This is a genomic window from Thalassolituus sp. UBA2009, assembly GCF_002335285.1.
In the GTDB taxonomy this organism is placed as follows: domain Bacteria; phylum Pseudomonadota; class Gammaproteobacteria; order Pseudomonadales; family Oceanobacteraceae; genus Venatoribacter; species Venatoribacter alkanivorans.
The window spans coordinates 20,409-40,237 of record NZ_DDCJ01000066.1 but is presented as its reverse complement, the minus strand read 5'-3'; the positions used below and the strand labels follow the sequence as shown (position 1 = coordinate 40,237).

At 54.8% G+C, this 19,829-nt stretch carries 16 protein-coding genes; 11 read left to right on the top strand and 5 right to left on the bottom strand.

Translation table 11 applies throughout. From position 1 onward, the window contains the following. The first annotated feature begins 172 nt into the window (after positions 1–172). Complete coding sequence (locus B3P58_RS07805; RefSeq protein WP_230332342.1) at positions 173–1,525, top strand: 8-oxoguanine deaminase; 1,353 nt, start codon at positions 173–175, stop codon at positions 1,523–1,525. A gap of 183 nt (positions 1,526–1,708) precedes the next feature. Next, positions 1,709–3,484, top strand: a complete 1,776-nt coding sequence (locus B3P58_RS07800) for a GGDEF domain-containing protein (RefSeq protein ID WP_286716818.1) — start codon at positions 1,709–1,711, stop codon at positions 3,482–3,484. On the opposite strand, the gene B3P58_RS07795 is transcribed toward B3P58_RS07800, so the two are convergent. Beyond that, the gene (locus tag B3P58_RS07795) at positions 3,485–5,299 is read right to left on the bottom strand and encodes a sensor domain-containing diguanylate cyclase (protein ID WP_186435772.1); all 1,815 of its coding nucleotides are present in this window, start codon (positions 5,297–5,299) and stop codon (positions 3,485–3,487) included. A gap of 163 nt (positions 5,300–5,462) precedes the next feature. On the opposite strand from B3P58_RS07795, the gene dapC reads away from it, so the two are divergent. From dapC to B3P58_RS07780, 3 genes are all read left to right on the top strand, one after another. Next, positions 5,463–6,656, top strand: a complete 1,194-nt coding sequence (dapC, locus tag B3P58_RS07790) for a succinyldiaminopimelate transaminase (RefSeq protein ID WP_286716817.1) — start codon at positions 5,463–5,465, stop codon at positions 6,654–6,656. 9 nt (positions 6,657–6,665) lie between these two features. After that, positions 6,666–7,097 (top strand): SufE family protein, encoded by a 432-nt coding sequence (locus B3P58_RS07785; protein ID WP_186435773.1) that lies wholly within the window; start codon positions 6,666–6,668, stop codon positions 7,095–7,097. 185 nt (positions 7,098–7,282) lie between these two features. Next, entirely contained in the window at positions 7,283–9,052 is a 1,770-nt protein-coding gene (locus B3P58_RS07780; protein ID WP_286716815.1) for an ABC transporter transmembrane domain-containing protein, read from the top strand. Between the two features lie 8 nt (positions 9,053–9,060). On the opposite strand, the gene B3P58_RS07775 is transcribed toward B3P58_RS07780, so the two are convergent. Next, the gene (locus B3P58_RS07775; protein WP_286716814.1) at positions 9,061–11,004 is read right to left on the bottom strand and encodes a methyl-accepting chemotaxis protein; all 1,944 of its coding nucleotides are present in this window, start codon (positions 11,002–11,004) and stop codon (positions 9,061–9,063) included. Positions 11,005–11,436: 432 nt separating this feature from the next. Between B3P58_RS07775 and B3P58_RS07770 the strand changes: the two genes are divergently transcribed. Continuing rightward, positions 11,437–12,444, top strand: a complete 1,008-nt coding sequence (locus tag B3P58_RS07770) for a GGDEF domain-containing protein (RefSeq protein WP_286716813.1) — start codon at positions 11,437–11,439, stop codon at positions 12,442–12,444. A gap of 86 nt (positions 12,445–12,530) precedes the next feature. Here the strand turns inward: B3P58_RS07770 and B3P58_RS07765 are convergent, their stop codons facing one another. Next, positions 12,531–13,553, bottom strand: a complete 1,023-nt coding sequence (locus B3P58_RS07765; RefSeq protein WP_286716811.1) for a type I glyceraldehyde-3-phosphate dehydrogenase — start codon at positions 13,551–13,553, stop codon at positions 12,531–12,533. An 83-nt stretch (positions 13,554–13,636) separates the two neighbouring features. Beyond that, positions 13,637–14,947: an aminotransferase class I/II-fold pyridoxal phosphate-dependent enzyme gene (locus tag B3P58_RS07760; RefSeq protein WP_286716809.1), complete on the bottom strand. Its 1,311-nt coding sequence runs from the start codon at positions 14,945–14,947 to the stop codon at positions 13,637–13,639. 106 nt (positions 14,948–15,053) lie between these two features. On the opposite strand from B3P58_RS07760, the gene B3P58_RS07755 reads away from it, so the two are divergent. From B3P58_RS07755 to B3P58_RS07735, 5 genes are all read left to right on the top strand, one after another. Next, positions 15,054–15,836 (top strand): YggS family pyridoxal phosphate-dependent enzyme, encoded by a 783-nt coding sequence (locus B3P58_RS07755; RefSeq protein ID WP_286716807.1) that lies wholly within the window; start codon positions 15,054–15,056, stop codon positions 15,834–15,836. Between the two features lies 1 nt (position 15,837). After that, positions 15,838–16,575, top strand: a complete 738-nt coding sequence (locus B3P58_RS07750) for a glutamine amidotransferase (protein ID WP_286716805.1) — start codon at positions 15,838–15,840, stop codon at positions 16,573–16,575. Next, complete coding sequence (locus B3P58_RS07745) at positions 16,562–16,816, top strand: hypothetical protein (RefSeq protein ID WP_286716803.1); 255 nt, start codon at positions 16,562–16,564, stop codon at positions 16,814–16,816. Before B3P58_RS07750 ends, B3P58_RS07745 begins: the two co-directional genes overlap by 14 nt. After that, on the top strand, positions 16,813–18,000 hold the full coding sequence (locus tag B3P58_RS07740; RefSeq protein ID WP_286716801.1) for an aspartate aminotransferase family protein: 1,188 nt from the start codon (positions 16,813–16,815) through the stop codon (positions 17,998–18,000). The genes B3P58_RS07745 and B3P58_RS07740 overlap by 4 nt, the downstream gene beginning before the upstream one ends. 140 nt (positions 18,001–18,140) lie before the next feature. Then, on the top strand, positions 18,141–18,803 hold the full coding sequence (locus B3P58_RS07735; RefSeq protein WP_286716800.1) for a class I SAM-dependent methyltransferase: 663 nt from the start codon (positions 18,141–18,143) through the stop codon (positions 18,801–18,803). Positions 18,804–18,813: 10 nt separating this feature from the next. Here B3P58_RS07735 and B3P58_RS07730 read toward each other — a convergent pair whose 3' ends face one another. Further along, positions 18,814–19,767, bottom strand: a complete 954-nt coding sequence (locus B3P58_RS07730) for a helix-turn-helix domain-containing protein (RefSeq protein ID WP_225692948.1) — start codon at positions 19,765–19,767, stop codon at positions 18,814–18,816. Positions 19,768–19,829 lie beyond the last annotated feature (62 nt).

Sequence of the window (19,829 nt, the reverse complement as noted above, 5' to 3'; positions counted from 1 at the left end):
TACATGACTTGCCTGCCTGATGCAGCCTGTTATCATCAACGCCGGCAGATTAACACCTAGTCACTGCTAACGATCCGCCGCACGCCTGTGCGGTTTATTCTTATTCGTTAGCGACCGGTGCCCAGTCCTTCCTGTCTGCCACCGCCGCAGCGAAACTTTGCGGAGCACTATCATGAACACTCTCTGGATTAAACATCCCCGCGCCGTATTTACCAGCAACCAGCTGGACGCCAGTGGCGGGCTGGTGATCGCCGATGGCCGTATCCTTGAAGTGCTGGCCGCCGGGCAGCAACCCTCCGGCCCTGTCAGTCAGGTATTCGATGCCAGCGCGCACGTTGTCTTGCCCGGGCTGGTGAATACCCATCATCATTTCTACCAGACCCTGACCCGCGCCTGCCCTCCGGCACTCAACAAGCGCTTATTCCCCTGGCTGCAAACCCTCTATCCGATCTGGGCTGGGCTGACTCCGGCACAGCATGCGCTGGCCACCGAACTGGCAATGGTCGAGCTGTTGCTGTCTGGCTGCACCACGGTTGCCGACCATCATTATCTGTTTCCGGCCGGGCTGGAAAACGCCATCGATATTCAGGCCGAAACCAGCCTTAAACTGGGTATGCGCGCCACCCTGACCCGTGGTTCGATGAGCCTGAGTGTGGATGATGGCGGCCTGCCACCGCGTTCGGTGGTGCAGACCGAACAGGTAATTCTGGATGACAGCAAACGCCTGATTGAACACTGGCACCGGCGTGATGATCAGGGGCTGCTGGAAGTCGCTCTGGCGCCCTGCTCGCCGTTTTCGGTGACCCCTGACATCATGCGTGCCAGTGCGGAGCTGGCAGCACAATACGATGTCGGCCTGCATACCCATCTGGCGGAAACCGAAGATGAAAATGCTTTCTGCCTGAAGATGTTTGGCCAGCGGCCACTGGATTATCTGGACTCGGTCGGCTGGCTGAATAACCGCACCTGGCTGGCGCACGGCATTCATTTTAACGATGAAGAAGTGCAGCGACTGGGCAATGCCGGCACCGGTATCTGCCACTGTCCGTCATCCAATATGGTGCTGGCATCCGGAATCTGCCGGGTAAATGAATTACGCGCCGCCGGCAGCCCCGTCGGGCTCGGTGTGGATGGCAGCGCCTCCAACGACCACAGCAATTTAATGCAGGAAGTGCGGCAGGCATTATTAATTCAGCGCCTGCGCTATCAGGCCGATGAGTTCACCCATCTGGATGCGTTACATCTGGCCACTAAAGGCTCGGCTCAGGTGTTACGGCGCGATGATATTGGCGAACTGGCGCCCGGTAAGCGTGCTGATATTGCCTTCTTTAAACTCGATGAACCGCGTTTCAGCGGCGCTCATGACCCACTGGCAGCTCTGGTGCTGTGCGGCGCCAGTCAGGCTGACGCGGTGATGATCAACGGTGACTGGAAAGTACGCGATAAACAATGGCTGGGCGGCGATATCCGCCAGCTGATGGCTAACCACCAGCAGGCGGCCAGCCAGTTGTTCAGCGGACACTGAATCCGGAAAGCGGTCAGCAGGACAATTTTCTGCCTGCTGACCAGCATTATCTTTATGCTTTTTCTCAGCAGGCCAGCGCTGCTCACATCCTCTTACACAACCGCTGATTTTGTTTACCATTTTGTCATCTGCAGGTCATGCAACCGCCGCACTATACGCTGACTTTTTCTGTTTGGTTTTGATATGGCGCCCCATCTTCTGCAACGCAGTCTGGACGAGCTGATCAGCAAGGAAGCCATTCACACCGTGCTGCAACCCATAGTCGACCTGAGCCGCAACCGCGCTCTTGGCTATGAAGCACTCACCCGCGGAGCTTCGGGTCATTTATTACAGCGCCCGGATCTGATGTTCCAGGCCGCGCATCAGTTTGACCGGATTCCGGATCTGGAGATTCTCTGCATCCGTTCGGCTATCCGCCATTTTTCGCGGCAGAAAAGCGACGGCCTGTTATTTATTAATATCTGCCCGCAAAGCCTGCTCAACTATGGTGAGGAGATCGGCGAGCTGACCGAGCGTCTGGCCCACAATGGTCTGCAGCCAACCGATGTTGTGCTGGAAATTTCCGAGCGCTTTCCGATTGAGAATACCGGTCAGTTCCTGACGCTGATCGGCCATCTGAAAGAGCTGGGTTATGGCATTGCCATTGACGATCTGGGCAGTGGTTATTCCGGCCTGAAACTCTGGTCGGAAATCCGCCCCGACTACGTCAAAATCGACCGCCACTTTATCGACCGCATCGATCAGGACACGGTAAAGCAGGCCTTTGTTTCCTCAGTGGTGCATCTGTGCGAGCAGCTGCAGTGCGAAGTGATTGCCGAAGGTATTGAGACTCAGGGCGAGCTGAATTTAATCCGCAGTATGGGTATTCATATCGGTCAGGGGTATCTGCTCGGTAAACCGCAAAGCAAAGCCGAATTCCAGACCCCGGAGCACGGCCTGAGCCTCACCAGTCCGGTGCATGCCAATGGCGTCGAGCAGCCAATCGTCAACCTGTGCCAGCCGCTGGAAACCATTGCCGCCTCGCTGCCAATGCGCGAAGTTGATGAACTGTTCCGTGATAATCCGCTGCTCATGTCGCTGCCGGTGCTGGAAGAGGAGCGCCCTGTCGGTTTACTGCACCGGCGCAAACTGCTGGAATTATTCGCCCAACCATACGGCCGTGCGTTGTTTGAGCGTAAAACCGTCGGCCATTTTATGCAGCAGAATCCGCTGATCGTCGATTGCGCCATGACGCTTGAGGCGGTCAGCAAAGTACTCACCGATGACGACGACGAAGACCTGCGCCAGCATCTGATTGTTACCTGCGAAGGCCGTTATCAGGGCGTGGTAAACAGCAAAGACCTGCTCAAACACATTACCGACAGCCAGATTCAGAAAGCCCGTTATGCCAACCCGCTAACCCTGCTGCCGGGTAATGTTCCGATCGACGAACATATTGAGCAACTGCTGCGCCAGCAAAGTCATTTCTATTTGCTGTACCTCGATCTGAACCATTTTAAGCCCTACAACGACCAGTACGGTTACCGTCAGGGTGATGCGGTATTACGCTGGCTCGGCCGCTTGCTGCAACAGCACAGTTCAGCACTTAATTTTGTCGGCCATATTGGTGGCGATGATTTTGTACTGATCAGTCAGGAAGCGGATTTTTATCCGCTGTGTGAGCAACTGCTGCAGGCGTTTAATCAGCAATGTTCTGAGTTTCACCGCAACGACGACTGGAGTCGTGGCTATCTTAACGGCCATGACCGCAGCGGCCAGCTGAGCCGTATTCCGCTGCTCGGTTTAGCCATTGGCGTGGTGCCCTCAACGCTGATTGAAAATCAGGACCCGCAGAGTCTTGCCCAGCTGGCAGCCCAGGCCAAACAACAGGCCAAACAAAAAACAGGCAGCGCCTGGCATTGTCTGGGACAGGAGAGGCAACCCATCCTGCCGGTTGCCATTAAAGCCGCAGGCCACTGATCAGCGACGGTAGTCGGCGGCAATTTTGTAGCCGTCACGGGTCGAGTGTTTTACTTCATACATCGCCTGGTCAGCCGCGTTCAGCAGCTCTTCGCCATCGGTTTCTCCCAGACGGCCGACGGCGATACCGGTACTTGCACTCAGGTTATGAATCTGCGGCCAGTCCGGCACCTGCAACTCACGCAACTGTTGCTGCAGACGCCGGGCAAAGGTTTCCGCGCCCTCGGCTCCGCAATCAAGCAGCAGCACCGCAAACTCTTCCCCGCCCAGCCGTGCCAACCGGTCACGGTCACGCCCAAGGCGGCGCAACAATGCACCAAAGGCCGCCAGCACGGCATCACCGGCGGCGTGACCAAAACCATCGTTAATACGTTTAAAGTGATCCAGATCGATCCACAAAACCGCGACACTGCCCTGCCACTGTTTCAGTTGCTGCAATTGCTCCAGCAAAGCACGACGATTCAGCAGGCCGGTCAGACCATCCACATCCGCCAGCACCTGCAGCTGCTGGTTGGCATCCAGCAGGGCGTTGGCTTTTTCCGCCAGCGCCTGAGTACGCTCCGCCACCCGCTGTTCCAGCTCGCGGTTTATCAGCCGCAGTTCTTCGCTCAGGCGTACAATTTCCTGCCGTGACCAGACCCGGTTCAGCAGGAAGTTACAGATCATCGACACAATAAAAATCAGAAACCCCAGCGGCGACCAGTACTGTCCGCTCAGCAGCTGATTATTCAGCAGCACATCGTGAATAACCGCCACACCCAACAGCATCGTCCCCGGCAGAATCAGCCAGGCACCACGACGGCCTAGATACACCATACGCAGCAATACCGATGTCGCCACCACCACGCCCAGCAGCAGCAAACCACCAAAGATTCCCAGTAATGCGGTAAACCACAGCGGCGGTAACAACAGACAGAGCAGCGCGGCTAACAGAAAAGGCAGGCTGAACAGATTACGCAGACTCCGGCTGAAATCGGTACCGAAAGCAGAGTGCAGCCAGCCAAACAACAGCACCGGGCTGACCAGCATGCTGATATAAATCACCCGGATATGCAGCTCCCAGGGTGGATTAAGGCTCAGCATCCAGTACAGCGGGGCAAATGAGGTGGTACCAAGGCGTACGCCCAGCATCAGGGTAAACAGCCCCAGCCACAGTCCGGTGCGGTCTTTACGGTCTACCGTATATTCCATCACCAACAGCAGACCAATCAGCAATAACAGCAGCAGGATAACGGCTTCATAAATCACATGCTGGGCGTAGCCTCGGGTGATCTGATCTTCCGGGCCCAGTAACAGTGGCTGCCAGGGCCCGGCACTGTGATGGTGATAATTAGCAACCTGCAGCACCAGCTGCAGACGGCCATCAGCGATACCTCCCAGTCTGACCCAGCGATTGCCCTGATAGGGTTGTACCTCCTGACGGGCAGTACCCACGCGGCCGCCATGCAGAATATCGCGGCCATTGGCTAACAGGCGGAAACTGGTGGCTATTTCCGGCACAAACAACGCCCAGTCAACCTGCGGATCAAGGCCCTGAATATCCAGCACGAAGGTGGCGTAGCCCTGCCCCGGATACTCATATCCGGCCTGACCATTTTCATCCCAGGTTGAGGGCATGGTGAACAGTGGCCAGTCATGGCTGCCGGTGCCATCACTCAGCTGCTGCCAGGCAAAACGCCACTCTCCCGCCAGTGCCAATGGCTGCGTTACCGGCCTGCCGGACAGATTCATCACGCCCTGCTGCGCCCGGAACTCTTGCGCTATTTCCGCCTGCAATTCTGTGGCAGATAAGATCAGCAGCCAGGCTAATATCAAACAAATACGCCGCCGCATTATTCTCCGTCCGAAACAATATCCGTGCTGAAACTATGGGTGGCATGATGGCCAGCGTCAAATTCCGGCAGGCCGCCAAAGCAGCATCCTGCGCAAATGCCTGTATAATGCCGCGCAACTGAAATTCCGAACTCCGGTGGAAGGCATGAATCCCGATCTGAGCAAATTACAGCCCTATCCCTTTGAGAAACTCACTAAGCTGAAAGCCGCCGTTACGGCGAATGCACAGCTGCCACATATCGCGCTGTCCATCGGCGAGCCTCAGCATCCGTCTCCGGCCTTTGTACAACAGGCGATGATCGACAATATCAGCCGTCTGGAAAACTACCCGACCACCAAGGGCCTGCCGGAGCTGAGCGAAGCCATTGCCAGCTGGCTCAAAGGCCGCTTCAGTCTGGATAACATCGACCCGGTATCGCAGGTGATTCCGGTCAACGGTACGCGTGAAGCGATTTTTGCCTTCACCCAGGCGGTGGTTGACCGCAGCCAGCCCGATGCCCTGGTGGTCAGCCCGAATCCGTTCTATCAGATTTACGAAGGCGCAGCCTATCTGGCCGGTGCCACACCGCATTTCCTGCCTTGTCTGGCCAATAACGATTTCCACCCGGATTACAACGCCGTGCCGGCGGATGTCTGGCAGCGCTGCCAGTTATTGTTCCTGTGCACGCCGGGCAACCCGACCGGTGCCGTACTGAGCTTCGAACAGTTTAAACAGCTGATTGAACTGGCCGACCGTTACAACTTCGTACTGGCCAGTGATGAGTGCTATTCCGAAATTTATGTCGATGGCAAAGAAGCGCCGATGGGCCTGCTCGAAGCCTGTGCCCGCTTAGGCCGTCACGATTATAAAAACTGCGTGGTGTTTCATTCGCTGTCCAAGCGCTCCAACCTGCCAGGCCTGCGTTCCGGTTTTATTGCCGGTGATGCCGCGCTGTTAAAACCTTTCCTGCTATACCGTACTTACCACGGCTGCGCGATGCCGCTGCAGACCCAGCTGGCCTCCATTGCCGCCTGGAATGACGAACAGCACGTTGCCGATAATCGTGCGCTGTACACACAGAAATTCCGCGCGGTGATTGAAATTCTTAATCCGGTGATGGCGGTGGAGCAGACCGACGCCAGTTTTTATTTATGGGCAAAAACCCCGATTAATGAAGAAACCTTCGCCCAGCAATTATTTGCCCAGCAGAATGTGACTGTACTGCCCGGCTCCTATTTATCGCGCACCGTCGATGGTATTAATCCCGGTGAAAACCGCGTACGTATGGCACTGGTGGCTGGTGTTGATGAATGCATCGAAGCCGCTCACCGCATCCGCCGTTTTGTTGAATCTCTGTAAGGACTGATTATGGCTTTAGTACAGAACCCGTTCGGCGCAGACATCAGCACCGACGATATCCTCGACACCCTCGGCTTTTTTGACGACTGGGAAGAGCGCTACAAATACATCATCGACCTGGGTAAACAATTACCGGCGATGAGTGATGACAAGAAAAATGATACTTATCTGCTGCGCGGCTGCCAGAGTCAGGTGTGGATCGACAGCGAATTAAATAACGGTGTGTTGACCTTTGAAGCCGACTCCGACGCCCATATCGTGCGTGGCTTACTGGGTGTGGTGCTGGCCGCTTACAACCATAAAACCCCGGCTGACATTATCGCCTTCGATATCGACGATTATTTCAGCAAGATTGATCTGGTCAAACACCTGAGTCCGACCCGCGGCAATGGCTTGCGCGCCATGGTACAGCGCATTCAGGACACCGCGCGCAACGCCTGACCATACCAGCTGAATAACCGCGGCAGCTGCCGTGATTATTCAGCCTGCTGCTTCTCTCCCCCGGTAACAGACCCGTACCTATCCATCCGATCATAACAACACAGTGTACCGGCGGATGTTCACCTTGCTCCGGCTGGTACTAATCGCTAGCCTGAAGCACATACTTTTATACAAAGACCTCTCCGATGCTGCGCTGGCTCTGGCAATTTATCCGTCCTTACAAATTCCGTTTAACCATTGCCATCATTGCACTGGTCGCCACCGCCGGGCTTACCCTGGGTCTCGGTCAGGGCGTGCGCTTAATGGTCGATAATGGTTTTGCCGCGCAATCCACTCAGGGACTGGCCGACGCCCTGCAGTTGTTCGCTGTACTGGTTGTACTGGTTTCTACCGGGGCTTATTTCCGCTTTTATATGGTGTCGTGGCTCGGTGAGCGGGTCGTGGCCGACATACGCAAGCAGCTGTACCAGCATCTGGTCAGCCTGCCTCCCAGCTTTTTTGAAGATAATCTGGCCGGTGAAATACAGAGCCGGGTAACCACCGACACCACTCTGCTGCAGACGGTAATAGGTTCCTCGTTTTCCTTTGCCCTGCGTAATTCGCTGACCTTTATCGGTGGCATTACCCTGATGTTTTTAAGCAATTTAAAACTCAGCCTGATTGTTCTGGTTGCCGTCCCCTTAGTTGTTTTTCCGATGATTTATTTTGGCCGCAAGGTGAAAAAACTGTCCCGTGACAGCCAGGATAAAATTGCCAGTGTCGGCGCCTGGGCCGGTGAAAGTCTGCAGCATATTAAAGTGGTTCAGGCATTTACCCGCGAAGATATTGTTACCCAACAATTTGCCCTCGCCGCTGAAGGTGCTTTTGACGTAGCCCTGAAACGAATCCGCCAGCGCGCCTGGCTGATTGCTCTGGTGATGGTGCTGGTGATGGGTTCTGTGGCCGGTATGCTGTATATCGGCGGTAGTGATGTGATTGCCGGAAAACTGTCCGGCGGTGATCTGGCTGCCTTTGTGTTTTACGCCATTATGGTCGCCGGTTCGCTGGCCGCCGTGACCGAGGTCTATGGTGAAGTACAGCGTGCTGCCGGTGCCGCCGAACGCATCCGCGAGCTGCTGGCGACCGAAGCTGAAATTCAGTCACCACAGCAAAGCACAATAATCCCGCCTGTGGAGCAGGCCGGTCAGCCGTTAGTGAGCTTCCGCGATGTGCATTATCACTACCCCAGTCGCCCGGACCGCAAAGCCATCAGTCACTTAACGCTGGATATACAACCCGGTGAGCGTATCGCACTGGTTGGCCCATCCGGTGCCGGAAAATCCACATTATTTGATTTATTACTGCGCTTCCGCGACCCGCAACAGGGCGATATTCTGCTGCATGGAAAATCGTTACGGGACTGGGATTTACAGCAACTGCGCAGCCAGTTTGCTCTGGTGCCACAGCAACCCGTGCTGTTCAGCGCCAACGTGCTGGATAACCTGCGTTACGGCAAACCCGATGCCAGTGAAGACGATATTCTGGCCGCCGCCAAAGCCGCCCATGCCGATGAGTTTATTCAGCAATTACCGGATAAATATCAGTCATTTTTAGGTGAGCAAGGGGTGAAATTATCGGGCGGACAGAAACAACGGCTGGCCATTGCCCGTGCTATTTTACGTGATCCGGAAATATTATTGCTGGATGAAGCCACCAGCGCCCTCGATGCCCAGAGCGAGCATCTGGTGCAGCAGGCACTGGATGGTTTAATGAAAAACCGCACCACCTTTGTTATCGCCCACCGCCTGGCCACCATCACCAATGTTGACCGTATCGCGGTATTTGATCATGGCCAACTGGTGGCAATAGGAACACATCAGGAGCTGATGCAACATTCGCCACTGTACAAACGCCTGGCCGATCTGCAGTTTAAAAACACCCAGTTTAAAAACACCGACGATCAGCCAGCCCGGTGACCCTGAATTTAAACCCGGAAGCGGCTGACCAGCGCTGACAGATCATGCGACAGATTACCAAGGGAATCAGAGTTCTCTTTCAGCTGTCGCGAGCTGTCGTTGGCATTGGTCGCTTCGGTATTAATGCGGATAATATTCTGGTTAATTTCTTCCGCCACCAGATGCTGTTCTTCAGCGGCGGCTGCAATCTGGGTCGCCATATCACGGATACGGGCGACGGATTCTTCGATGGACTCAAATACCGCACGGGTCTGCTCGGTGGTTTCTGCGGTTTCGCGTGAGTGATCCAGGCTGCTGGCCAGTTTGCCCGACACTTCACTGGTGCGGTTAATCAGCGAGGTAATCATCTGATCAATTTCTTCGGTTGATTCCGCAGTGCGCCCGGCAAGAGTCCGTACTTCATCGGCCACCACCGCAAAGCCGCGTCCCTGTTCACCGGCGCGGGCCGCCTCAATGGCAGCATTCAGTGCCAGTAAATTGGTCTGTTCGGCGATACCACGGATGGTATCGAGAATGGTGGTGATATTGCGCGACTCCACGGCCAGGGTCGACATTGCCTGATTGGAATCTTCAATGACCTTTTCAAGAGCCGTTACCGCGCTGGTTGTTTTCTGAATAAATTGCCGCCCGTCTTCAACATGATGCTGACTTTGGTCGGCGGCAATCGCCGTTTCGCTGCAATTTTTTGCCACCTCATTGGACGTCGCTACCATTTCATTAAACGCTGTCGATACCTGTTCTATCGAATTGGATTGCTGATCAGAAATACCCGCCAGCTGATCGGAAATAGCCTGTGCAGCCAGAGCCTGATTTTTTACATCAGCGGCCCCTTCATTAATATCGGATACCAGTGAATGAATCATAGTGATAAAGCGGTTAAAGGCGTTGGCCATCTGTCCGGATTCATCTGAGCTGAGCACTCTCAGTCTGCGCGTCAGGTCCCCTTCGCCACTGGCAACTTCTTCCAGACCCCGGGTAACCGCACCAATTGGCTTGGCGATCAGGTTGCTGATCCAGTAAGCCAGCACAGCAAAAATACCCAGCAACACCAGACTGATCAGCAAAATGGTATTACGTACTTTAGTGGCAACAGCAAACACTTCATCAGCCGGAATAACGCCGATAAATTTCCAGCCCAACGCCGGTGACGTGTAGGCGGTTGCAAACCAACTCTGGCCATTCAGCTCGGTTTCAAACAGACCTTCGCGGGCAAAAAATTGCTGATAGGCTTCGTCCAGTTCTTTTATATTTTTAAAGTTATTTGCTTTATTGCCACTATCGGCCAGCACCGTGCCGGTTTCTTCCACCAGAATCAGATAGCCGGCTTTGCCGAACTGCACTTGTTTCACCATATCGGTCAGCTTACTCAGGGTGACATCCACCCCGACCACGCCCTGCAGACCACTGTCGGTGGTAAATGTATGCAGATAATCAAGCAGCGGAGCTCCGGTGTTTACGTCTTCATAGGCGGCGGCACGTACCGACTTGCCGGGGTCAGCCTGAGCGGCGATATACCAGGGACGCTGACGCGGGTCATACTTCCCCAGATCACTGCCCGGCCACTGAATATAACCACCACTGCTGAGCCCCAGAAAAACATAGGCCAGATCCGGCCGCGCTTTACCGAAGTCGTCCATCAGTGCATAAGCATCAGCCTCAACACTGCCACTGCGCTGAGCAAAGGTCGGTTTTGACGCACCACGGTAATCCGATACCGATTCATCCAGAGCTTTCAGCGCCTGGGTCGAAGCCAGAAAAGCGGCATCTTCAGCCAGACCATTAAGGTAGAGACTGAATGCGGTATCAATATGACGAATTTCAGCACTGCTGCGGGTTTCAAAGCTGTTCAGGGCGCTGCTGCGCAACTCCATAACAACCAGAACGGTAATGATCAGCAAAGGGATAATGACAGCTGACAACAGTGCAACGGTCAGGCGGGTACGGATAAGCATGCAATGACTCCGGCGTAGGTAATCGACAGTCTTATTTGCAGCTTAGCCCGTTTTTTGATCAACACTTTTGTTAATAACAAACATTACAGCGCCAGGCCTGCGTACGCCGGGTGTACCGTCCCGGCGTGCGCGCAGGTGCTGGCCGGGCACGGGTACTGCTGCCAGATCAATACCCAGAGACCTTTACGACAATCGCAGAGGGTGGAAGGATAAGTAAGTTGAACTAGGCTCAAAATAAACATCCGTTCATAAATTAAATGAGGGGCAGCTCAGGCAATTGCTATGGAGTCCGGATCACCCTATATCCACCATGCCCTGGCTGTTTTCCGGGACCCGGAAATGGAAAGCCTTTTCCGCCAGGAGGAACTTCCCAGACAGCGTCGCTTAGTCTTCGGGCTTTGTGCGTTTGTAATAATTTCAATGCCTGTTTTTATGCTTTCTGATGCCATGGTCGTCAAACCCGGGCCATGGGGTTCTTTTCTGCTGGCACAGAGGCTGATTCATATTGCGGCGTGTATTATTTTTTTATTAACCATACCCCGCATCCGGCGTTATTCCTCTTACGATGTACTGGTATTCAGCACGTTATTGCTATTTTTTGTACTTCTGGAACTGGGCTCGTTTACCTTTCTGGACGACTACGCCCTGTATGCCCTGTTTGATCTTATTATCATGCTGTGTCTGTATGCTTCCGGAATCCTGACCGTAAAACTGTCAACAATAATATGCCTGTATCATTCTTCAGTGGCCATCCTGATTATTCTGACCTTAAAAGATCTTAACTTACATGCTCAGATAATGATGATCATTGGTTATAGCTTCAGTAATGGTGCTGGCATACTGCTATCGATCACTCACCATAAAAACACCAGGCAACAGTATTTATTGCAGCAGTATTTACGCGAGAAAACACTTCAGCTTAAACACCTGGCATATCGTGATTCGTTAACCAATGCGTTAAACCGGAGATCTTTTCAGGATCATTTCAGGGATATTGAAAAAATGGCGTTAAGGCTGGAAAAGAGCGATAAAAGCTTATTCCTGATCGCCGCCGACATTGATCACTTTAAAAAGATTAACGACAACTTTGGTCATGATATTGGTGACAAGGTATTGCTGGCTTTTGTGAAGCTGGTTGAAGCCAATATCCGTCCTGTCGATAAGGTATACCGCTTTGGCGGTGAAGAATTTATGATTTTACTGCAGGAATGCAGTATGGATACGGCCATTAAAAGAACAGAAAAAGTAATGCAGCTGCTTAATTCAGGCGCCCTTGGTGTTGAAGAGCTGGAGCAGCCGGTCACATGCAGTTTTGGGATTACACCGGTTCTGGCCAGCGATACCATTGATTCCGTTTGTATCCGGGCCGATGAAGCCCTTTATAACGCGAAACATAACGGCCGCAATCAGTATGTTTTTGCCCCAGCACCCGATAAATAAAACCAGCAACACAATAATTTATCAGAGGCAGCACAGGGAGCAATCCATCTGGCCCTGAAAGAATATCCAGGGCATAAGCAAAAACATTAGCGGCGATTCTCTGCACTCATGGCGCAGGCAGTATCCAGCATACGGTTGGCAAAACCCCATTCGTTATCAAACCACACCAGCAACTTCAGCAGCTGACCGCCGCTGACACGTGTCTGGGTGGCATCGACGATTCCTGAACGTGGATCGTGATTAAAATCGATTGAGGCATGCGCATCATGGGTGATACCGATAATCCCCTTTAATGCACCGGTACTGGCTTCTGCCAGCAATGCATTAACCGCATCCGTAGTGGTTGGCTGCTGTAATTGCAGACTGATATCCAGTGCCGAGACATTAATGGTTGGCACGCGTACATGCAGGCTTTCGATTTTACCGGCGAGTTTCGGCATTAAACGCGCAATGCCCAGCGGCAATCCGGTATCGACCGGAATAATACTTTGCCCTGCAGCGCGGGTGCGGCGTAAATCGGAATGGTAGGCGTCGATTACCGGCTGATCGTTCATCGCCGAGTGAATGGTGGTGGTTACCCCGGCTTCGATGCCAAAGGCGTCATCCAGCAAAGTCAGAATCGGCAGCAGACAATTGGTTGAGCAGGAACCGTTGGAAACGATGTGCTGATCGTCACTCAGCGTGTGCTGATTAAGACCAAAAATAATGGTGTTATCCACCGCGCTGTCGGCAGGGTTAGAGATCAGCACTTTATGCGCGCCACCAGCCAGATGCTGTTCGCACTCTTCGCGGGTTTTTATCTGGCCGCTGCATTCCAGCACCAGATCAATATTCAGCTCAGCCCAGTCGAGGGCGGCGGCATCCGCTTCGTGGCGGATACAGATACGGTCGCCATTAACACTCAGATGACGTTCATCCACCACCTCAACCTGCCCCGGAAAGCGCCCGTGGGTACTGTCGTAGCGCAGCATGTAGCTGATGGTTTCAATATCGGCCAGCTCGTTAATGGCCACCACCTGCAACTGCCCGCGATAGCCATTTTCGTACAGAGCACGCAGTACACAGCGGCCGATACGGCCGAAACCATTGATAGCAATACGGGTGGTCATAAAATACCCGGCCTCCGGGCCAGAAAAATCAGATCGTTATTCTCGCGGATTTAACCGGTGCTGGCAAAGCCGCACCGTTTTTGTCACAGGCATTTGCGCAGATCAGCAATCAGCTTCTGTTGCTGTTCGCCGTCCAGCTCACTGATGGTTATGCGCAACGCACTCTGTGGCTGACGCACACTGAACACCGCCGCATCGCGTACCAGCCAGCCGTAGCGGGCAAGACGATGGCTTATTTGTTCTGCATCCAGCCCCGGCAATGGCAGCCAGAAGTTAAGACCATCCGCCGGTGCGCTGAGCGGCGGCAATCCGGGTAATTCTGCCGCATTCAGCGCCGCCGCCAGTGCGCTGTGCTGCGCCCGGTAATAATCCGCCGCCTGCGTCAGCTGTTGCTGTACCTCATCGCTGGCCAGCAACAGACTGAGCAGATCCTGCAGCAGATGGCTGACCCAGTTGCTGCCCGGTGTGAGACGCAGCAACAGACGCTCACGGGTTTGGGCATCGCTGTGAATAAAGGCACAGCGCAGGTCCGGGCCATAACCTTTCGAGACCGAACGCACCAGCGCGTGATGACGATGGCCTGCGGGCATGATGCTGTAATACGCCGAGCCGGCAACGGTGGCGAAATGGTCATCCTCGATCAGTAATACATCCGGGTATTGCGCCAACAAGCTGCGGATTTCTGTCGCCCGGGTCTGGCTCAGACTGCAACCGGTCGGGTTATGACCACGAGGTGTACAGATCAGGGCCTGCACGCCGGTTGCCAGCGCCGCCGCCAAAGCCTCTGTCTGCAGACCTTCAGCATCAACACTGACGGCAACGGCTTCCAGCCCGGCCTGATTCAGGGTGTTGATGGTTCCCAGAAAACAAGGATCTTCGACGATGACTTTGTCACCGGGCTTCAGATGCGCCAGTAACAGACGCTCAACCGCGTCCACCGCACCATGGCTAAGCACCAGCGCATCCGCTTCCGCCTGATCGGCAAACAGCCGGCTCTGTGCCAGCGCAGCAAGCTCCGGATTCAGCAGCGGCTCGCCATATAAGCGCGGAGTACGGGCAGGCAGCTGCGCTAAATAACGGCTGATATCGGGCAGCCAGTGCAGCGCCGGATTACCACTGGCCAGATCAGTCAGCGGCGAATCCGGCATCGCGCCTTCCTGAAAACCACCTTCCGCCTGGGTACGGATCATAGTGCCACGCCGCCCCTGGCTGACCGCCAGACCAGCACTGACCAGCCGCTGATAGGCCGCCGCGACGGTATTGCGGTTTACACCAAGTTGTTCTGCCAGCTCGCGGATAGGCGGCAATAACGCGCCTTCTTCCAGCTGTCCGCTCTGCACCAGCTGCCGGATGCTGGCGACGATATCTGCAATGCTCTTGCCGGTAATATTCATAAATAGGACAAAATTATTTTTGACATAGGACAAAAACCGAAAGCATACTGGTTACCCGGTCAGTTATCCACCGCCGGCAAGAATATCAGACAGCAGGAGCAAAGGCTTGAACCATACCGCGACCACCAGCCAGGGCTTCCGCCCGGTTTTCAGCAGTGACGATTTGCAGCGCAATCTGGCGGCCGTAAACGCCCGTATCCGGCAGGCCTGTGAACACAGCGGACGCCAGCCCGACAGGGTCCGTCTGCTGCCGGTCAGCAAGACCGTGGATCTGGCACGTATCCGTATGGCCCACGCCGCTGGCTGCACTCTGCTGGGCGAAAACAAGGTGCAGGAAGCCTGGAGCAAAGCGCAGAGCACCACTGATCTGACGGATCTGCGCTGGGCAGTCATCGGTCATCTGCAGACCAATAAGGCCCGTATCGTTGCCCGCTTTGCCAGCGAATTTCAGGCTCTCGACAGCCTGCGTCTGGCCGCCGAACTGGATAAGCGCCTGAGCCTTGAAGAACGCTGCCTGGATGTGCTGGTGCAGGTTAATACCTCCGGCGAAGCCAGCAAATACGGCCAGGAACCGGCACAGCTGGAAGCCTTTATGCGCCAGCTCAGTGCCTTTCCTACCCTGCGGGTAAAAGGCCTGATGACGCTGGCCGCGCTGACCACCGATCAGCAACGTATCCGCCGCTGCTTTGTTTTGCTGCGCCAACAGCTGCAGCAGATGCAGCAACAGCTGAGCTATGGCGATCAGCTGTACGAATTATCCATGGGAATGTCGTCCGATTTTGAACTGGCCATCCACGAAGGCGCGACCACCGTCCGGGTTGGTCAGGCCATCTTTGGTCCGCGGGCGCTTCCCGACAGCTACTACTGGCCTGAACAAACAGGAGCCTGACATGATGAAACGAGCCTGTGTTATCCGCCACCTGGCCTTTGAAGGGCTGGGTATTCTGGAAAGCGTGCTGATTGAGCGCGGCTATCTGATTGACTACTACGATGCCGGCGTTGATTTTCTTGATGACGATGCCCTGCTGCAGGCGCATCTGCTGGTCGTACTCGGCGGGCCAATCAGCGCCAATGACGGTCAGGATTACCCATTTCTGGCGCGTGAGACAGAGTTGCTGCAGCAACGTCTGACCCTGCAACGGCCAACGCTGGGCATCTGTCTTGGCGCCCAGCTGATGGTCAAAGCGCTGGGCGGCACGGTACAGCCGATGGGGCACAAAGAAATCGGTTATGGCGATATTCAGCTCGGTACAGAGGGACTGGAATCGGCACTGGCTGTGCTTAAGGAGTGTCCGGTGCTGCACTGGCACGGTGAGCAATATTCGCTGCCTGCCGAAGCCCGGTTACTGGCCTCTTCGGCGCTGTGCCCACAGCAGGCATTTGCCCTCGGCGACTATGGTCTGGCGCTGCAGTTTCATCTGGAAACCGATTACCGCCGCATTGAGCAGTGGCTGATTGGCCATTGCTGTGAGCTGCAGCAGGCCGGCATTGCGCTGGCCGATATCCGCCAGCAGGCACGCCAGCACGGGCCGCGCCTGCAGATGCTGGGGGTACGTATTTTTCATACCTGGCTGGGCCAGGCCGAAGCCTTTGATCAACACAGACATTACACCCATGAGCCAGTTTAAGATCCTGCTCTGGCAGAACCAGAGCCTGCTCGGCCAGTTTGAATCGGCAGCCAATACCGGGCATGAACTGATACGGCAGATCCGCAGCCGCTTTCCACAGGAGGCCGGTTTCCGCACCGAAGTGATGGTCGCCAGCGACGAAAAACGCATTATTGAATCCTCGCGTCAGGGTATCCGCCTGATCAGCCGGGAAGTGATTTATCAACCTTACAATGAAGACGAAACGGATCAGAAAGTATGAGTTCAGCCTGTTTAATGCCGGTGTATGAGCGCCTGCCGGTTCATTTTGTGCGCGGCGAAGGCAGCTGCCTGTGGGACGATCAGGGCAATCAGTATCTCGACAGCCTGGCCGGTGTCGCGGTAACCAATCTGGGGCACTCTCATCCGGAAATTACCGCAGCCATCAGCGCTCAGGCCGCCACCCTGATGCACAGCTCCAACCTGTACGGCGTAACCTGGCAGGAAAACCTCGCCGCCACACTGTGCGGCCTGACGGGTATGGAGAAAGCGTTTTTCTGTAATTCCGGTGCCGAAGCCAACGAAACCGCCATCAAGCTGGCACGCCTGCATGCCCGCCAGCGGCAGATTACAGCACCGCAGATTGTGGTTATGGACGGTGCATTTCATGGCCGCACCCTGGCTACCCTGACCGCCAGCGGAAATCCGGCAGCGCAGCAGGGTTTTGAGCCTTTAGTGCCGGGCTTTCTGCGTCTGCCACTGAATGACAGCACAGCCCTGAATGCACTGGATGGCAACCCTCAGATCTGTGCAGTACTGCTGGAAACCGTACAGGGCGAAGGCGGCGTGCGACTGGCAGACAGTCATTATTTACAGGCGCTGGCGCGCCTGTGCCGGGCCAATAACTGGCTGCTGATGATCGACGAGGTGCAGACCGGCATGGGCCGCACAGGACGCCACTTCGGTTATCAGCATGCCGATATTCAACCGGATGTGATCACCCTTGCCAAAGGTCTGGGCAATGGTCTGCCGATTGGTGCCTGCCTCGCCCGCGGTGCGGCAGCAAACCTGTTTGCGCCGGGACAGCACGGTTCAACCTTTGGTGGCAATCCGCTGGCCTGCCGCGTCGGTCATACCGTGATAAGCATTATGCAGCGTGACCGGCTGGCCGAACGGGCGGCAGAGCTGGGCAGGCTACTGCTGGAAGGACTAACCCAGGCGCTGGCCGGCCATCCTCAGGTCGCCGCCATCCGCGGACGCGGACTGATGGTGGGTATTGAGCTGAAAGAAGCGATTCCGGACCTGACCAGACGTGCACTCCTGGAAGAGCGCCTGCTGATTAATGTCACACGGCAGAAAGTTATCCGCCTGTTACCGGCACTGACGATCAGTCCGGAAGAAATCAGTATCCTGATCGCCGCACTGAGCCGGTTACTGCACAGCAACCAGCAACTGCGCAGCGCCTGAGAGGTAAAACATCCCCGGCCAGCCTGCCCTGGCCGGGGTTTATCTGGTCAGGGTTTATATTGTTCCCTTCGTTCCACCATCGCCGCACTCTTGGCGCAGTGTTATATTGCCGCCCGCTCCCTCAAACCGAAGGAATCCGCATGAATCACCCCTGCACCCAGCCCTGCCCCCTGTGCTCTGATCAGGGTCCGCACCAGCAACTTCAGGGTGCAGATAAACGCCGTTACTTCAGCTGCAGCCAATGCTCGCTGGCTTTTGCCGACCCTCAGCAATGGCTGAGTGCGGATGACGAAAAAGCTTATTACGCCACCCATGAAAACAGCATTGAAGATGCCGGTTATGTGCAGTTTCTGCAGCACCTGCTGACACCTCTGCTGCCATTATTAACACCGGGCATGCAGGCACTCGATTACGGCTGCGGGCCGGGGCCAACATTATCAAAACTGCTGGCGGCTGCAGGTATTGCCTGCGATAACTACGATCCGTTTTTCTTTCCTGCCCAGTTACGCAATCAGTACGATGTTATTACCGCCACCGAATGCTTTGAACATTTTCATAATCCGCACGCCGAACTGAGCAGGCTGAGTGGTTTACTGCGCGAAGGTGGTTATCTCGGTTTAATGACCAGCCGCTGGGCAGATGCAGAATATTTTTCGCGCTGGCATTACACCCGCGACCCGACTCATGTGGTGTTTATGCAGGAAAAAACGCCGGACTGGATTGCCCGGCATTATGATCTGGAGATTGTCTGGCGCGACAGTCCGAGGGTGGTGATATTCCGTAAAGTGGCTGCCAGACCCTAGATAAAATATTTCAGGCGGAGATCATTTTAATCTGATGCTGTTTTAAATAATCTCTGGGCGACACACCATACTGCTGATGAAAACGGCGGGTAAAGTGGCTGGCATTCACATAGCCGACGTCATAGCAGACTTCGGTAACAGAACGGCCGCTCTGCAGTAATTCCCGCGCCCGTTCAAGGCGGCGCTGCTGGATATATTCCATCGGCCCGGTGCCCATCACATGCCGGAACTGCTGATAAAACTTACTGCGCGACATGCAGGCAACACGGCACAGTTGCTCAATATCGACGGTTTCCGCCAGATGATCATCAATATAACGAACCGTTTCCGTCAGACCATTTAAGGTCGGGTCATGGCGCGCGCAATTCAGTAAAAAGCTGCGTCCCTGCTGGCGCAGCATACGTGTTAGTAATTCAGTAACGCCCAGGTTCAGTACCAGATCACGGTCATCATCGTTATGCACAAAACTGCCGACGATACGTTCCAGCAATTGTTGCGTTGCCTCGGTATGAAACAGATGCAGCACATGATCATCATGCGGGCGCCAGCAACCCAGCTCTTTCGGTAACGGGTTCTTCTGGTTGAGCTGATCACAGACATCACGCAACCGCTCACGGCTGATACCCAGGGTTAAACAGCTGGTCGGGTTATCGAGAGTGGCCTCGGGGAAATCAATGGCAACGGTTTCACCTGGCGCCATGACAAAAGATTCATGGGGTAAAAAAGCCGAATTAAAATGATTTTTACCGTGCAGTACTTTTTTGCCGCTGATCATGCCGCAGTAAAGAATTTCTTCCGCATCGAGGCGGACTTTTTCTGCAGAGGCAAAAGTGTCGTAGATTGACAGTTCAGCGCCATGACTGGCAAAGACCGTACGGTTTTCCACCAGCTGCTGCGGGCCAGAACCACGAACAAGATTACGACGGTTAAACGCCGCCTGAGCTGCCAGACCTGAATCGCGCATTCTGACCTCCTGTTACCGCTGACATTTGTGCGGTATCTCTTAGGGCCTGTTAACACTAATTA

Excerpts from the sequence above, each read along its gene's own strand:
- B3P58_RS07805 (WP_230332342.1), top strand. The coding sequence starts at position 173 with ATGAACACTCTCTGGATTAAACATCCCCGCGCCGTATTTACCAGCAAC.
- B3P58_RS07800 (WP_286716818.1), top strand. The coding sequence starts at position 1,709 with ATGGCGCCCCATCTTCTGCAACGCAGTCTGGACGAGCTGATCAGCAAG.
- dapC (WP_286716817.1), top strand. The coding sequence starts at position 5,463 with ATGAATCCCGATCTGAGCAAATTACAGCCCTATCCCTTTGAGAAACTC.
- B3P58_RS07785 (WP_186435773.1), top strand. The coding sequence starts at position 6,666 with ATGGCTTTAGTACAGAACCCGTTCGGCGCAGACATCAGCACCGACGAT.
- B3P58_RS07780 (WP_286716815.1), top strand. The coding sequence starts at position 7,283 with ATGCTGCGCTGGCTCTGGCAATTTATCCGTCCTTACAAATTCCGTTTA.
- B3P58_RS07775 (WP_286716814.1), bottom strand. The coding sequence starts at position 11,004 with ATGCTTATCCGTACCCGCCTGACCGTTGCACTGTTGTCAGCTGTCATT.
- B3P58_RS07770 (WP_286716813.1), top strand. The coding sequence starts at position 11,437 with ATGCTTTCTGATGCCATGGTCGTCAAACCCGGGCCATGGGGTTCTTTT.
- B3P58_RS07765 (WP_286716811.1), bottom strand. The coding sequence starts at position 13,553 with ATGACCACCCGTATTGCTATCAATGGTTTCGGCCGTATCGGCCGCTGT.
- B3P58_RS07760 (WP_286716809.1), bottom strand. The coding sequence starts at position 14,947 with ATGAATATTACCGGCAAGAGCATTGCAGATATCGTCGCCAGCATCCGG.
- B3P58_RS07750 (WP_286716805.1), top strand. The coding sequence starts at position 15,838 with ATGATGAAACGAGCCTGTGTTATCCGCCACCTGGCCTTTGAAGGGCTG.
- B3P58_RS07745 (WP_286716803.1), top strand. The coding sequence starts at position 16,562 with ATGAGCCAGTTTAAGATCCTGCTCTGGCAGAACCAGAGCCTGCTCGGC.
- B3P58_RS07740 (WP_286716801.1), top strand. The coding sequence starts at position 16,813 with ATGAGTTCAGCCTGTTTAATGCCGGTGTATGAGCGCCTGCCGGTTCAT.
- B3P58_RS07735 (WP_286716800.1), top strand. The coding sequence starts at position 18,141 with ATGAATCACCCCTGCACCCAGCCCTGCCCCCTGTGCTCTGATCAGGGT.
- B3P58_RS07730 (WP_225692948.1), bottom strand. The coding sequence starts at position 19,767 with ATGCGCGATTCAGGTCTGGCAGCTCAGGCGGCGTTTAACCGTCGTAAT.